The organism is Methylobacterium sp. J-076, from assembly GCF_022829405.1.
GTDB lineage: Bacteria > Pseudomonadota > Alphaproteobacteria > Rhizobiales > Beijerinckiaceae > Methylobacterium.
In genome coordinates this window covers 40,180-54,641 of the sequence record NZ_JAKSXW010000144.1, presented here as the reverse complement: position 1 = coordinate 54,641, position 14,462 = coordinate 40,180, and the positions used below count along the sequence as shown (strand labels likewise).

Below are 14,462 nucleotides of genomic sequence, written 5' to 3'. Positions count from 1 at the left end.
GACAGGACCTGAGATGACCGCATCGCAGGACATCCCCCTCTGGACTCCGGACGCCCTCGAGGCGGCCACCGGCGGGCGCTGGGTCGGCGACCGGCGGCCGGTTTCCGGTGCGTCCATCGACACCCGCACCCTCCAGCCGGGCGACCTGTTCTTCGCGATCCGCGGCGAGGCCCGCGACGGGCACGACTTCGTCGCCCAGGCCCTCGGGGCGAGGGCCGGCGCGGCGGTGGTGAGCGAAGGCCGGGCCGATGACCTGAGCGCCGCCGGCCCGGTGCTCGCCGTGCCGGGGGAGGGCGCCGACCCCGTGCTGACGGCCATGGAGCGGATCGGCCGCGCCGCCCGCGCCCGCAGCCCCGCGCAGGTGGTCGCCGTCACCGGCTCGGTGGGCAAGACCGGCACCAAGGAGGCCCTGCGCCACGTCCTCTCGGGGCAGGGGGCGACCCACGCCTCGGCCGCCTCCTACAACAACCATTGGGGCGTGCCGCTGACGCTCGCCCGGATGCCGGAGGGCGCGCGCTACGGCGTGTTCGAGATCGGCATGAACCACCCGTTCGAGATCCTGCCGCTGACGCGGATGGTCCGGCCGCAGGTGGCGCTGGTCGTCACCGTCGAGCCGGTGCACATCGAGCACTTCCCCTCGCTGTCGGCCATCGCCGACGCCAAGGGCGAGATCTTCTCCGGGCTGGAGCCCGGCGGCGTGGCGGTGATCAACCGCGACAGCCCGCATTTCGACAGGCTCGCCGCCCATGCCATGGCCTCGGGGGCGGGGCGGATCGTGGGATTCGGCGAGCATCCGCAGGCGGATGTCCGCGCCAACCGCATCGTGCTGCGCCCGGACCTGTCGGTGGTCGATGCCAGCGTGATGGGCCAGCCCGTCACCTACAAGCTCGGCACCGCGGGCCGGCACACGGCCCTCAATTCCCTCGGCGTGATGGCCGTGGTCCACTCCCTCGGGGCGGACCTCGCCGCCGCCGCCCTGTCGCTGGCCGCCCTGTCGCCGCCGGTCGGCCGGGGCGAGCGCACGGCGCTGGAGATGGAGGGCGGCCCCGCCTGGCTCGTGGACGAGAGCTACAACGCCAACCCGGCCGCCGTCCGCGCCGCCCTGGCGACGCTGGCGGGGATCGAGACCGGCCCCCGCGGCCGGCGCATCGCCGTGCTGGGCGACATGCTCGAACTCGGGCCCACCAGCCCGGACCTGCACCGCGGCCTCGCCGAGGCGGTCGAGGCGGCGGGCATCGACCTCGTCTTCGCGGCGGGCCCGCTGACGCGGAACCTCTACGAGGCCCTGCCCGTGCGCCGCCGCGGCGCCATCGCCGAGACCTCCGCGGACCTGATCGAACCCCTGACCCGGAGCCTGAGGCCCGGCGACGCGGTGATGGTCAAGGGCTCCAACGGCAGCCGGATGGGCCGGATCGTCGAAGCCCTCAAAGCCCGCTACGCGCCGCCCCAGACGCGCCGCGATTCCCTGGGCGGCGCCGCCGCCCCCCGCGCCTGAACAGAGGGGCCGAGCGCCCGGATGCTTTACCTTCTCTCGGAACTGAGCAGCACCTTCACGCCGCTCAACGTGTTCCGCTACATCACCTTCCGCACCGGCGGCGCCCTGTTCACCGCGGGGCTGTTCGTGTTCTGGTTCGGGCCATGGATCATCTCCCTGCTGCGCCTGCGCCAGGGGAAGGGCCAGCCGATCCGCGAGGACGGGCCGCAGACCCACCTCGTCACCAAGCGCGGCACGCCGACCATGGGCGGGCTGATGATCCTGGCCGGGTTCATGGTCGCGGTGCTGCTCTGGGCGAACCCGCGCAACCACTACGTCTGGATCACCCTGACCGTGACCCTCGGCTTCGGGGCGATCGGCTTCTACGACGACTACCTCAAGGTGACGAAGCAGTCGCACAAGGGCTTCTCCGGCAAGTTCCGCCTCGGGCTCGAGGGGCTGATCGCCATCGCCGCCTGCGTGACCATCTCGGCCTACTCGCCCCTCACCCTGCAGAACCAGCTCGCCTTCCCCGTCCTGAAGGATGCGCTCCTGAACCTCGGCTGGTTCTACGCCCTGTTCGGCGCCTTCGTGATCGTCGGCTCGGGCAACGCGGTGAACATGACCGACGGGCTCGACGGGCTGGCCATCGTCCCGGTGATGATCGCGTGCGCCACCTTCGGGATGATCGCCTACCTCGTCGGCAACTCCTTCACGGCGAGCTACCTGCAGGTGAACTACGTCCGCGACACGGGCGAGCTCGCCGTGGTCTGCGGCGCGGTGATCGGGGCGGGCCTCGGCTTCCTGTGGTTCAACGCCCCCCCGGCCCAGATCTTCATGGGCGACACCGGCTCCCTGGCGCTCGGCGGCCTGCTCGGCACCATCGCCGTGGCGACCAAGCACGAGATCGTGCTGGCGGTGGTGGGCGGCCTGTTCGTGCTGGAGATGATGTCGGTGATCATCCAGGTCGCCTCGTTCAAGCTCACGGGCAAGCGCGTCTTCCGGATGGCGCCGATCCACCACCACTTCGAACAGAAGGGGTGGAAGGAGCCGCAGGTGGTGATCCGCTTCTGGATCATCGCGGTGATCCTGGCGCTCGCGGGCCTCGCGACGCTCAAGCTGCGGTAATCGCAGCACTCTCGTCTTCGCCGCCATGTTCCCTCCCCCTTGTGGGGAGGGCGGACTTGCGTGAAAGTACCCTCGATGACCCCCGTCACCACCTTCGCGGACAGACGAGTCGCCCTGTTCGGCCTCGGCGGATCGGGGCTCGCCACCGCTAGGGCGCTGATCGCCGGCGGGGCCTCGGTGGTCGCCTGGGACGACGGCGAGGAGAGCGTGGCCAGGGCGCGGGGGGAGGGCATCCCCACCGCCGACCTGCGCGGGGAGGACTGGTCCGGGTTCGAGGCCCTGGTCCTGGCGCCCGGCGTGCCCCTCACCCACCCCGAGCCGCACTGGAGCGTGCGGCTGGCCCGGGAGGCGGGCGTCGAGATCGTCGGCGACATCGAGCTGTTCTGCCGGGAGCGGCGGGCACGGGCGCCGGGGGCGCCCTTCGTGGCGATCACCGGCACCAACGGCAAGTCGACCACCACGGCGCTCATCGCCCATGTCCTCGGGCGGGCCGGGCGCGACGTGCAGATGGGCGGCAACATCGGCACGGCGATCCTGTCCCTGGCGCCGCCGGCGGCCGGCCGGGTCCACGTGATCGAGATGTCCTCCTTCCAGATCGACCTGACGCCCTCCCTCGACCCGGGCGTGGGCGTGCTGATGAACGTCACGCCGGACCACCTCGACCGCCATGGCACCATGGAGCAGTACGCGGCCATCAAGGAGCGGCTGATCTGCGGGGCGGATCTGGCCGTGGTCGGGATCGACGACGCCCCCAGCCGGGCGATCGCCGACCGCAGGGCGGAGAAGACGGTGCGGGTGCATGTGGGCGCCGGCCCGGCCCCGGCGGACGGGCTGTGCGTGAGCGAGGGGATCGTCCGCGACGGGGCGGGGGCGGAGCTCGCCGACGTCACCGGCGTTGGGTCCCTGCGCGGCGCCCACAACTGGCAGAACGCGGCGGTGGCCGTGGCGGTGGCGCAGGCCCTGGGCCTGCGCCCGGAGGAGATCCGCGCCGGCCTCGCCTCCTTCCCCGGCCTGCCACACCGGATGGAGGAGGTCGGCCGCCGGGGCCGGGTGCTGTTCGTCAACGATTCCAAGGCGACGAACGCCGATTCGACGGAGAAGGCCCTCACCGCCTTCCGGGACATCCACTGGATCCTCGGCGGCAAGGCCAAGGACGGGGGCATCTTCCCCCTGGTCCCGTATTTCGAGCGGGTCGCCCACGCCTACCTGATCGGCGCGGCCTCGGACGCCTTCGCCGCGACCCTGGAGGGCGCGGTGCCTTACACGCGCTGCGGCACCCTCGACGTGGCGGTGGAGAAGGCCGCGGAGAACGCCGCCGCCTCGGGCGCCCCGGAGCCGGTGGTGCTGCTCTCGCCGGCCTGCGCCTCCTACGACCAGTTCCGCAACTTCGAGGTGCGCGGCGACCGGTTCCGGGAGCGGGTGAAGGCCCTGCCGTAGGGCGGCGCGCCTTCCCGCACCCCGGCTCAGTGCGCCAGCACCTTGGCCGCCTCGCGGGTGGTGCCCACCGCCTGGCTGACCTGCGCCACGGCGGCGCCGATGGCGCCGATGTTGCCCGAGATGCCCGCCACCGACTGGGCCGCCTCCTGCATGCTCCGGGACAGGTCGCGGGTGACCGCATCCTGCTCCTCCACGGCGCCCGCCGTGGTCACCACGTGCGAGCGCATCACGCCCACGGAGGCGCGGATCGCGTCGAGGGCGGCGACCACATCCTGCGAGACCCCCTGGATGTGGCCGATCTCGGCGTTGATCTGCTCCGTCGCCCCCGCCGCCTGGGCCGCCAGCGCCTTCACCTCGCTCGCCACCACCGCGAAGCCCCGGCCCGCCTCGCCGGCCCGGGCGGCCTCGATGGTCGCGTTGAGGGCCAGAAGGTTGATCTGCCCGGCGATGGTCTGGATCATCGCGACGATGCCGCCCATGGCGGAGGCCGCCTCCTTCAGGCGCCGGGTGCGGCCCTCCACCGCCTCGACCTGCTGGAAGGCCGCGTCCGTCGCCTCGCGCGAGCGGATCATGCTCTGCGAGACCTCGCCCACCGAGGCCGCCAGCTCCTCCGCCGCCGCGGCCATGGTCTGCACGCTCATCGTCGCCGTCCCGGCCGCATCGCCGGCCGCGTGCGAGGCCCCGTCCGCGTGGGCCACCGCCGCGTCGATCTCGGAGAAGTTCCGGTCGATCAGGGTGCGCAGGTCGTTGAGCAGGCGCACCTGGTCGGTGATGTCGGTGGCGAACTTGATCACCTTCACCGGCCGGCCGCGCCGGTCGAGGATCGGGTTGTAGGAGGCCTGGATCCAGACCTCCCGGCCGCCCTTGGCGATCCGGCGGTACTGCGCCGCCTGGAACTCCCCCGCCCGCAGCCTGTCCCAGAACAGGCGGTATTCCGGCGAGGCGGCGTAGTCGGGGGCGACGAACATCGCGTGCGGCTTCCCGAGAATCTCGTCGTGGGTGTATCCGACCACGGCGAGGAAATTCGCGTTGGCGCCGAGGATCCGGCCCATCAGGTCGAATTCGATCACCGCCTGCACCCGGTCCAGGGCCGCGAGCTTGGCCGCATCATTGGTCCGGTGCGCGAACATCATCGTCGGAAGATCCCAGCAAATTCAACCGCAGATTGCATCGCTCGCATTAACGACCTGTTACCGCGTCGGCGTGCGACCCCCGCGCCGATCCGCGTAGCGAAGCGTTTACCATTCGCGGACAAGCTTCCGGCTCGCGCCGCAGGCCCGGCGCCGGGAGGCACCCGCACGCCCATGATGTCCCGCGCCGAACGCACCCCGCTCACCGACTGGTGGTGGACGGTCGATCGCGGCCTCCTCGCGGCGCTCGTCGCGCTGATGGTGGCCGGGCTGGTCTTCCTGATGGGCGGAGGCCCGCCGGTGGCCGAGCGCATCGGCCTGCCGACCTTCTACTTCCTCAACCGGCAGGCGCTGTACCTCGCGCCGACGGTGCTGATCATCTGCGCCGTGTCGTTCCTGAGCCTGCGGGGCATCCGGCGGCTGGCGCTGCTCACCTGGATCGGCGGCGTCGCGATGTGCCTGCTCGCCGGCAAGTTCGGGCCGGAGATCAAGGGCGCGCACCGCTGGATCCAGTTCGGCTCCTTCGGCCTGCAGCCGTCCGAGTTCGTGAAGCCCGCCTTCGTGGTGGTGGCCGCCTGGGCCTTCTCGGAGGGCGCGCAGCGGCGCGACATGCCGGGGGGGCTGCTCGGCCTGCTGATCCTGCCCGTCACGATCGTCCCGCTGCTGCTCCAGCCGGATTTCGGCCAGACCATGCTCATCACCATGACCTGGTCGGCGCTGCTGTTCGTGGCCGGGCTGCACCTGATCTGGGTGGGCGTGCTCGGCGTCGTCGGGCTGGCCGGGGTGTTCGCCGCCTACACGTTCTTCCACCACGTCCGCGAGCGCTTCAACCGCTTCTTCGACCAGGATTCGGGCGACAGCTTCCAGGAATTCTGGTCGCGCGAGTCCTTCCGCTCGGGCAGCTGGTTCGGCACCGGCCCCGGCGAGGGCGTCGCCAAGCGCCACCTGCCGGACGCGCATACCGACTTCATCTTCTCCGTCACGGGGGAAGAGTTCGGGGTGATCGTCTGCCTGTGCCTCGTGGCCCTGTTCGCCTACATCGTGCTGCGCGGCCTCAAGCTCGCCCGGCGCACCGACGACACGTTCTCGCGGCTGGCGATCACGGGGCTGACGACCCTGTTCGGCCTTCAGGCGTGCATCAACATGGCGGTGAACACCCAGCTCATGCCGGCCAAGGGCATGACGCTGCCCTTCGTCTCCTACGGCGGCTCGTCGCTGATCTCCCTGGCGCTCGGCACCGGCTTCCTCGTGGCCCTGACCCGCAAGCGCCCGCGCACCGTGATCCTCAACACCAAGCCGCCCGGCACCGCGCCGTCCGCCATCGCCGGAGTGAAGCAGTGACCGTCTTCACGCCCACGATCCTGCTCTGCGCGGGCGGCACCGGCGGCCATCTCTTCCCGGCCGAGAGCCTCGCCCACGCCCTCCGCGCCCGAGGCGTGCGGGTGGCGCTGGCCACGGATGCGCGGGTGGATTCCATCGCCGCGGGCTTCCCGGCCTCGGAGGTGGTGAGCATCCGCTCGGCGACGCCCTCCGGCCGCAACCTCCTCCGCCGCGCCACGGCGGTCGTGACCCTAGGGCGGGGCTTCGGCGACGCGGCCCGGGCGATCCGCCGGATCAACCCGGCCGCCGTCGTCGGCTTCGGCGGCTACCCGACCGTGCCGCCGGTGCTCGCCGGGCAGATCCTGCGGGTGCCGACGGTCCTGCACGAGCAGAACGCGGTGATGGGCCGGGCGAACGCCTTCCTGGCCCGGGGGGCGCGCACCATCGCCACCGGGTTCCGCGAGGTCCGGGGCATTCCGGACAAGGCCGGGGCGAGGCGGATCCATACGGGCAACCCCCTCCGGCCCGCGGTGATCGCGGCGGCCCGCACCCCCTACCCGGCGCTCGGCGAGGGCGACGCCCTCCGGCTCCTCGTGTTCGGCGGCAGCCAGGGCGCCCGGATCATGGGCGAGATCGTCCCGCCCGCGGTGGAGCGCCTGCCCGCCGACCTGCGCGCGCGCCTCCACATCACCCAGCAGGTCCGCCCCGAGGACCTGACCGCCGTCCAGAACCGCTACCTCGCCATGGGCCTCGCGGGCCTGGAGGCCGCGCCGTTCTTCAAGGACCTGCCCGCGCGGATGGCGGCGAGCCACCTCGTCGTGTCCCGCTCGGGGGCCTCGACGGTGTCGGAGCTCGCGGCCATCGGCCGGCCGGCGATCCTCGTGCCGCTGCCCGGCGCCCTCGACCAGGACCAGGCGGCCAACGCCGCGACCCTGGAGGCGATCGACGCCGCCATCGCGGTGAAGCAATCCGCCTTCACCCCGGACCGGCTGGCGGCGGACCTCGTCGCGCTGTTCGGGAACCCGGCGAAATTGACCCGCGCGGCCGATGCGGCGAGAAGCGCGGGGATCCACGATGCCGCCGAGCGGCTGGCCCAGGTCGTCATCGACACATGCGTCCTGGCGACGACGGCCCATCCCTGATCGCCGATCTCAGGCGCCGGATGCCCAAGCGACCGAAGGTTTGACCCCATGAAGCTGCCCGAAAAGCTCGGCCCCATCCACTTCATCGGCATCGGCGGCATCGGCATGTCCGGCATCGCCGAGGTGATGCACAACCTCGGCTACACGGTGCAGGGCTCGGACGCCTCGGACAACGCCAACGTCCGCCGGCTCGCCGACAAGGGCATGCGGACCTTCGTCGGCCACGACGCCGCCAACGTCGAGGAGGCGGGGCTGGTCGTGGTCTCGACGGCGATCCGCCGGGACAACCCCGAGCTTCAGGCCGCCCGCGAGCGCCGCCTGCCGGTCGTGCGCCGGGCGGAGATGCTGGCCGAGCTGATGCGGTTCAAGTCCTGCGTCGCCATCGCGGGGACGCACGGCAAGACCACCACCACCTCGCTGGTGGCGACGCTCCTCGATGCCGGCAACCTCGACCCCACGGTCATCAACGGCGGCATCATCAACGCCTACGGCACCAACGCCCGGATGGGCGAGGGCGACTGGATGGTGGTGGAGGCCGACGAATCGGACGGCACCTTCCTCAAGCTGCCCGCCGACGTCGCCATCGTCACCAACATCGACCCCGAGCACCTCGACCATTTCGGCTCGTTCGAGGCGGTGAAGGACGCGTTCCGGCGCTTCATCGACAACATCCCGTTCTACGGCTTCGCGGTGATGTGCACCGACCACCCGGTGGTGCAGGACCTCGTCGGCCATATCGAGGACCGGCGGATCATCACCTACGGCGAGAACCCGCAGGCGGACGTGCGCCTGATCGACGTCGACCTGCGCGGCGGCCAGAGCCGGTTCCGGGTGATGATCCGCGACCGGCGTCCGGGCTACCGGATGGAGATGGAGGACCTCGTCCTGCCGATGCCCGGCAAGCACAACGCCCTCAACGCGACGGCGGCGCTGGCGGTGGCCCACGAGCTCGGCGTGAAGCCGGACGCGATCCGCAACGCGCTGGCGGGCTTCGGCGGCGTGAAGCGGCGTTTCACCCGCACGGGCGAGTGGAACGGCGCTACGATCTTCGACGATTACGGGCACCATCCGGTGGAGATCAAGGCGGTGCTCAAGGCCGCCCGCGCCTCGACGGAGCACGGGGTGATCGCGGTGGTGCAGCCGCACCGCTACAGCCGCCTCCAGTCGCTGTTCGACGATTTCTGCACCTGCTTCAACGACGCCGACACGGTGATCGTGGCCCCGGTCTACGCCGCGGGCGAGCCGCCGATCGAGGGATTCGACCGGGACAGCCTCGTCTCCGGCCTGCGCTCCCGCGGCCACCGGGACGCCCGGGCCCTGGAGAAGCCGGAGGACCTCGCCGGCATCGTCGGCGACCTCGCCAAGCCGGGGGACTACGTCGTGTGCCTCGGCGCGGGGACGATCACCCAATGGGCCTACGCCCTGCCGGGCGAGCTGGCGGCGCGGGGGTGAGGGTGGGCGACGTCGAGGCGGAACGCCGGGATTTCCGGAGGAACCTGCGCGCGAGCCTCACGGACGCGGAGCGTCGCCTCTGGTATCGCCTGCGCGACCGCCGCCTCGCCGGCTTCAAGTTCGTCCGCCAGGAAACGATCGGCCGTTACGTCGCGGACTTCTGCTGCCGGGACGAGCGGCTGATCGTCGAGGTGGACGGCGGCCAGCATGCCGGGAGCGAGCATGATCGCGTGCGCGATGCGTGGCGGCGGGCCCAGGGCTATCGCGTTCTCCGCTTCTGGAACGCCGAGATCATGACCAACACCGTCGGTGTGACCGACACGATCCTCGCCGCGCTCCCCCCCTCTCCCCCCCTGCGGGGAGAGGGCCGAGCCCCCCTTGCCGGGGGCGAGGCGAGCCCGAAGGGCGAAGGTGAGGGGGGCCCGCCGGATCGGGCTCCGTCCGGCACGCCCCCTCACCCCCGGCTGCCGCCTCGTTTCGCCGACGACAAGGTCGGCAAAACCCTCTCCCCGCAGGCGGGGAGAGGGGGAGAACACGCATGACATCGCTTCACGACACCCTCCGCGCCGCGGTGCCCGGCCTCCGGGGCCGCTTGGTCGCGGGCCAATCCCTGGCCGACCTGACGTGGTTCCGCGTCGGCGGGCCGGCGGAGGTGCTGTTCACCCCCGCCGACGAGGAGGACCTCGCCGCCCTGCTCGCCGCCCTCGACCCCGGCGTGCCGGTGACGGTGATCGGCCTCGGCTCGAACCTGATCGTGCGCGACGGCGGGATCCCCGGCGTCACGGTGCGGCTCGGCGGCAGGGCGTTCGGCTCGGTCGCCATCGACGGCGAGACGATCCGCGCCGGCACGGCGGTGCCGGACATGCGCCTCGCCAAGGCGGCGGCGGAAGCCTCCCTCGACGGGCTCGCCTTCTTCCGCGGCATCCCCGGCTCGGTGGGCGGGGCGCTGCGGATGAATGCCGGCGCCCACGGGGGCGAGACCACCGACGTGCTCGTGGAGGCGACCGGCATCGACCGGCGGGGGAGCCTGCGCCGGTTCACCCACGGCGAGATGGGCTTCTCTTATCGCCACAGCGGCGCGCCGGAGGACGTCATCTTCACGGGCGCCCTGTTCCGGGGCCGCCCCGGCGAGCGCGCGGCCATCGAGGCCGAGATGGAGCGGGTCACCGCCGCCCGGGAGGCCGCCCAGCCGATCCGCGAGCGCACCGGCGGCTCCACCTTCGCCAACCCCGAGGGCGGCAAGGCGTGGCAGCTCATCGACGCCGCCGGCTGCCGGGGCCTCACCCGGGGCGGGGCGCAGGTCAGCGAGATGCACTGCAACTTCCTGATCAACCGCGGCGGCGCCACCGCCGCCGACATCGAGGGCCTCGGCGAGGAGGTCCGCCGCCGGGTCCGCGAGACCAGCGGCGTCGCGCTGCGCTGGGAGATCAAGCGGATCGGTGTTGAGGCAGACGCCGTAAGTCGGTAAGATGTAAGTCGATCGGTCACCCGCAATGCCCGCACAGACGTCCCGGACGGCGTATTCGAAGGTCTCGGTGAAGAGCCAGACCGTGCTGCCGGCCGAGGTGCGCGAGTGGCTGTCGATCGGCCCCGGCGACCGGCTCCGTTACGTGATCACGCCGGAGGGGGTGACGATCGACAAGGCTCCGGCCGAGGGGGAGGACCCCTTCGTCGCCTTCACCGAATGGGGCGGCCCGATCGATGACGAAGACTATGCCGACCTCTGACCCCGGCGACCTTCCGGCCGGCACGGTGGTCGTCGTGCCGTTCCCGTATTCCGACCGGCTGGCCGAGAAGCGGCGCCCGGCTCTGGTCGTCTCCGGTCCGGCGGTGGCGGCGTCGGGCTTCGTCTGGATCGCGATGATCACCAGCGCGCGGAACACCGCGCGCGCCACGGATATCCGAATCGACGATCTCGCGGCGGCCGGTCTCGCCGTCCCGTCGGTCGTCCGGCCCTTGAAGATCGCCTGCATCGAGCCCGCCCGCGTCCTGCGGGCCATCGGCGCCCTGCGGCACGACACGGCGGCAGAGGTCTATGCCCGCCTCCATGGAATGATCGGGACGGCAGCCGGCGTTCCGAACCCGTCCCTCTCTCCGGAGCCCACCCCATGACCCGTCACGTCGCCGTCCTGATGGGGGGCACCTCCTCCGAGCGCGAGGTCTCGCTGAATTCCGGCAAGGCCTGCGCCGACGCCCTGGAAGGGGAGGGGTTCACCGTCACGCGGATCGATGTCGGCCCCGACATCGCCGCCGTGCTCGCCGGGCTCCGGCCGGACGTCGCCTTCAACGCCCTGCACGGGCCGGACGGGGAGGACGGCACGATCCAGGGGCTGCTGGAAATCCTGAGGATTCCCTACACCCATTCCGGCGTGCTCGCCTCGGCGCTTGCCATGGACAAGGAGCGCGCCAAGGTCGTCATGCGCGCGGCCGGGGTCGACGTGCCGGGCGGCATGATCGTTAACCGCATGGAGGCCGCGCGCCGCCACGTCCTGCCGCCGCCTTATGTGATCAAGCCCAACGCCGAAGGTTCGTCGATGGGCGTGATCATCGTGCGCGACGGGCGCTCGCACCCGCCCCAGATCCTCGCCTCGGACGAATGGCGCTTCGGCGACCAAGTCCTTGCGGAACCTTACATTGCCGGCCGCGAGCTGACCTGTGGGGTGATGGGCGACAAGCCCCTCGGCGTCATCGAGGTGAAGGCCGCCACCGAGTGGTACGATTACGACGCCAAGTACGCGCCGGGGGGGTCGATCCATGTCCTCCCGGCAGAACTTAAACCAAATGTTTACCAGCGCGTCCAAGAGTTGGCGTTAACGGCGCATCAAGCGCTGGGCTGCCGGGGCGTCAGCCGTGCCGACCTTCGCTACGACGACACGCCGGGGGGAACCGGCGCGTTGGTCGTGCTGGAGGTCAACACGCAACCCGGCATGACCCAGACGAGCCTTGTGCCGGATATGGCGGCCCATGAGGGCCTGAGTTTCGGTGAGCTCGTCCGATGGATGGTGGAGGACGCTTCCCTGAATCGCTGAGCCCGGGTTCCTCCCGGGCTGCGGGCGTCTCCGCGCGGATCGCGGGAAGCCCGCTCATGCGGTTCGCCTCGCGCCTGCCCTCCCGCGCCCTCTCGGTGCGGCGGGTCCGCGCCGGCCAGTCCCTCGGGGACCGCATGCCGCGCGGGACGGGCCTCGTCGTGGTCTCGGCCTCCCTCGCCGCCCTGTCGCTCGCCGGCTTCGTGGCCAGCGGCCGCTACGACGCCTTCACGGCGGAGCAGGGCCGCCCCATCGACGTCATCGCCCGCCTGTTCGGCTTCGGCGTGAAGCGGGTGACGATCACCGGCATCTCCCGGATGTACGAGCGCGAGGTGCTCGCCGCCGCCGGGATCGACTGGCGCTCCTCGGTCCCCTTCCTCGACGTGAACGAGGCGCGGGAGCGGCTCCTGCGGGTGCCGCTCATCGCCCAGGCCTCCGTGCGCAAGATCTACCCCAACGACATCGCCATCACCCAGGTCGAGCGGGAGCCCGCCGCCCTGTGGCAGAAGGACGGCGTCATCAACGTCATCGCCGCCGACGGCACGGTGATCGACGCCATGCGGGACGACCGCTACGCGAGCCTGCCGCTGGTGGTGGGCGAGAACGCCAACGCCAAGCTGCCCGAATACCTCGCCCTCGTCACCGCGGCGGGCCCCCTGGCCGACCGGATCAAGGCCGGCACCTACGTCTCCGGCCGCCGCTGGACCCTCAAGCTCGACGGCGTCGACGTGCGCCTGCCCGAGGAGGATCCGGCCGGGGCGCTGGCCCGCCTCGTGCGGCTGGAGCGCGACGAGCGCCTCCTGGAGAAGGACGTCATCGCCGTCGACCTGCGCATGGCCGACCGGGTGGTGGTGCGCCTGACCGAGGAAGCCGCCGCCGCCCGCGCCGAGGCGCAGCAGCAACAGAAGAAGAAGGGGGCCCCGACATGAGGCCCCGCCCCGCGACGTCCGCCCCCCTCCGTCCCGTCCTCCGCGTCCGGTAGCGTTTCATGCACAGCCAACACGGCCTCACGCCGCGTCTGAAGCCGCTCTCGGGCCGCCGCTCGACGATCCTCTCGGTCCTCGACATCGGCACGAGCAAGGTGGTCTGCCTGATCGCGGAGCTTCAGCCCGCCGAGGCGCTCTCGACCCTCAAGGGCCGGACCCACCTCGCGCGGATCATCGGGATCGGCCACCAGCGGTCCCTCGGGCTGAAGGGCGGCGCGATCGTCGACCTGGAGGCGGCCGAGGGCGCCATCCGCCAGGCGGTCCACGCCGCCGAGCGCATGGCCAAGGTCGAGGTCCAGTCGGTCATCGTGAACATGTCCGGCGGGCGGCTCGCCTCGCAGCATTTCCAGGCGCGGGTCAACGTCCGCTCCGGCAGCGTCACCGGCTCGGACGTGGAGCGGGTCCTGGAGACGGCGAGCGCCCACGGCGTCAGCCACGGCCGGGCCGTGCTGCACGCGCTCCCGACCGGCTACGCCCTCGACGGGCAGGGGGCGGTGATCGACCCCTCGGGCATGATCGGCGAGGCGCTGGGCGTCGACCTGCACGTCGTCACCACCGAGCTCGCCGCCGCGGGCAACGTCATGCTGGCGATCGAGCATTGCCACCTCGGCGTCGAGGCGGTGATCGCCACCCCCTACGCCGCCGGCCTGTCGGCCCTCGTGGACGACGAGGCGGAGATGGGCGTCTGCGTCGTGGACATGGGCGGCGGCACGACGAGCTTCGGCGTGTTCTCCGGCGGCCACCTCGTCCATTGCGACGCGGTGGCGGTGGGCGGCCACCACGTCACCATGGACATCGCCCGGGGCCTCTCCACCCGGGTGGCGGCAGCGGAGCGGCTGAAGACCCTCTACGGCTCGGCCCTCTCCACCCCCTCCGACGAGCGCGACATGATCGCGGTCCACGGGGTGGGCGAGGAGGAGGGCGACGCCCCCGCCCACATCCCCCGCTCGCAGCTGGTGCGGATCATCAAGCCGCGGGTCGAGGAGGTGGTGGAGCTGGTGCGCGACCGGCTCCGCAACGCGGGATTCGCCGCCCAGGCCGGGCGGCGGGTGGTGCTCACGGGTGGGGCGAGCCAGCTCGTCGGCCTGCCCGAGGTCGCCCGGCGGGTGATGCAGGGGCAGGTCCGGATCGGCCGGCCCCTCGGGATCCGCGGCCTGCCCGAGGCGGCCAAGGGACCCGCCTTCTCGGCGGCGGTCGGCCTGCTCGTCTACCCGCAGGTCGCCCACGCCGAATACTTCGAACCGCGCGGACACGGCGCCTTCGCCGCGACCGGGACGGACAGGTACCTCCCGAAGGTCGTCCGCTGGCTCAGGGACAGTTTTTAAGGTTCCACGCCCCGAACAGGGTAAATAATTAAGGTTTTGCGC

The 14,462-nt window shown here is 71.9% G+C and carries 14 protein-coding genes; 13 read left to right on the top strand and 1 reads right to left on the bottom strand.

What is annotated here, in order from left to right; all coding sequences use genetic code 11:
- The first annotated feature begins 13 nt into the window (after positions 1–13).
- The 3 genes from MKK53_RS20890 (at position 14) to murD (ending at position 4,039) form a co-directional block, all read left to right on the top strand.
- Entirely contained in the window at positions 14–1,495 is a 1,482-nt protein-coding gene (locus MKK53_RS20890) for a UDP-N-acetylmuramoylalanyl-D-glutamyl-2,6-diaminopimelate--D-alanyl-D-alanine ligase (protein ID WP_243930692.1), read from the top strand.
- 21 nt (positions 1,496–1,516) lie between these two features.
- Complete coding sequence (mraY, locus tag MKK53_RS20885) at positions 1,517–2,602, top strand: phospho-N-acetylmuramoyl-pentapeptide-transferase (protein WP_243930691.1); 1,086 nt, start codon at positions 1,517–1,519, stop codon at positions 2,600–2,602.
- A gap of 75 nt (positions 2,603–2,677) precedes the next feature.
- A complete protein-coding gene (gene murD, locus MKK53_RS20880) occupies positions 2,678–4,039 on the top strand; it encodes a UDP-N-acetylmuramoyl-L-alanine--D-glutamate ligase (protein WP_243930690.1) in 1,362 nt (453 codons plus the stop codon).
- 26 nt (positions 4,040–4,065) lie between these two features.
- Here the strand turns inward: murD and MKK53_RS20875 are convergent, their stop codons facing one another.
- A complete protein-coding gene (locus tag MKK53_RS20875; RefSeq protein WP_243930689.1) occupies positions 4,066–5,172 on the bottom strand; it encodes a methyl-accepting chemotaxis protein in 1,107 nt (368 codons plus the stop codon).
- A 171-nt stretch (positions 5,173–5,343) separates the two neighbouring features.
- Between MKK53_RS20875 and MKK53_RS20870 the strand changes: the two genes are divergently transcribed.
- The 10 genes from MKK53_RS20870 to ftsA are packed head-to-tail and all read left to right on the top strand — an operon-like array spanning position 5,344 to position 14,420.
- The gene (locus tag MKK53_RS20870) at positions 5,344–6,510 is read left to right on the top strand and encodes an FtsW/RodA/SpoVE family cell cycle protein (RefSeq protein WP_243930688.1); all 1,167 of its coding nucleotides are present in this window, start codon (positions 5,344–5,346) and stop codon (positions 6,508–6,510) included.
- Positions 6,507–7,631, top strand: coding sequence for an undecaprenyldiphospho-muramoylpentapeptide beta-N-acetylglucosaminyltransferase (gene murG / locus MKK53_RS20865; RefSeq protein ID WP_243930687.1), 1,125 nt, complete (start codon positions 6,507–6,509; stop codon positions 7,629–7,631). The genes MKK53_RS20870 and murG overlap by 4 nt, the downstream gene beginning before the upstream one ends.
- A 48-nt stretch (positions 7,632–7,679) precedes the next feature.
- Positions 7,680–9,083 (top strand): UDP-N-acetylmuramate--L-alanine ligase, encoded by a 1,404-nt coding sequence (gene murC, locus MKK53_RS20860; protein ID WP_243930686.1) that lies wholly within the window; start codon positions 7,680–7,682, stop codon positions 9,081–9,083.
- Entirely contained in the window at positions 9,041–9,625 is a 585-nt protein-coding gene (locus MKK53_RS20855; RefSeq protein WP_243930685.1) for an endonuclease domain-containing protein, read from the top strand. Before murC ends, MKK53_RS20855 begins: the two co-directional genes overlap by 43 nt.
- Complete coding sequence (gene murB, locus MKK53_RS20850; protein ID WP_243930684.1) at positions 9,622–10,551, top strand: UDP-N-acetylmuramate dehydrogenase; 930 nt, start codon at positions 9,622–9,624, stop codon at positions 10,549–10,551. Before MKK53_RS20855 ends, murB begins: the two co-directional genes overlap by 4 nt.
- Positions 10,552–10,576: 25 nt before the next feature.
- The gene (locus MKK53_RS20845; RefSeq protein ID WP_243930683.1) at positions 10,577–10,810 is read left to right on the top strand and encodes an AbrB/MazE/SpoVT family DNA-binding domain-containing protein; all 234 of its coding nucleotides are present in this window, start codon (positions 10,577–10,579) and stop codon (positions 10,808–10,810) included.
- Positions 10,797–11,195 carry a type II toxin-antitoxin system PemK/MazF family toxin gene (locus tag MKK53_RS20840; protein WP_243930682.1) on the top strand — a complete coding sequence of 133 codons (399 nt, stop codon included), beginning with the start codon at positions 10,797–10,799 and terminating at the stop codon, positions 11,193–11,195. Before MKK53_RS20845 ends, MKK53_RS20840 begins: the two co-directional genes overlap by 14 nt.
- On the top strand, positions 11,192–12,112 hold the full coding sequence (locus MKK53_RS20835) for a D-alanine--D-alanine ligase (RefSeq protein WP_243930681.1): 921 nt from the start codon (positions 11,192–11,194) through the stop codon (positions 12,110–12,112). Before MKK53_RS20840 ends, MKK53_RS20835 begins: the two co-directional genes overlap by 4 nt.
- The gene (locus MKK53_RS20830; RefSeq protein WP_243930680.1) at positions 12,079–13,038 is read left to right on the top strand and encodes a cell division protein FtsQ/DivIB; all 960 of its coding nucleotides are present in this window, start codon (positions 12,079–12,081) and stop codon (positions 13,036–13,038) included. The genes MKK53_RS20835 and MKK53_RS20830 overlap by 34 nt, the downstream gene beginning before the upstream one ends.
- Before the next feature lie 59 nt (positions 13,039–13,097).
- Positions 13,098–14,420 (top strand): cell division protein FtsA, encoded by a 1,323-nt coding sequence (ftsA, locus tag MKK53_RS20825; protein ID WP_243930679.1) that lies wholly within the window; start codon positions 13,098–13,100, stop codon positions 14,418–14,420.
- Positions 14,421–14,462 lie beyond the last annotated feature (42 nt).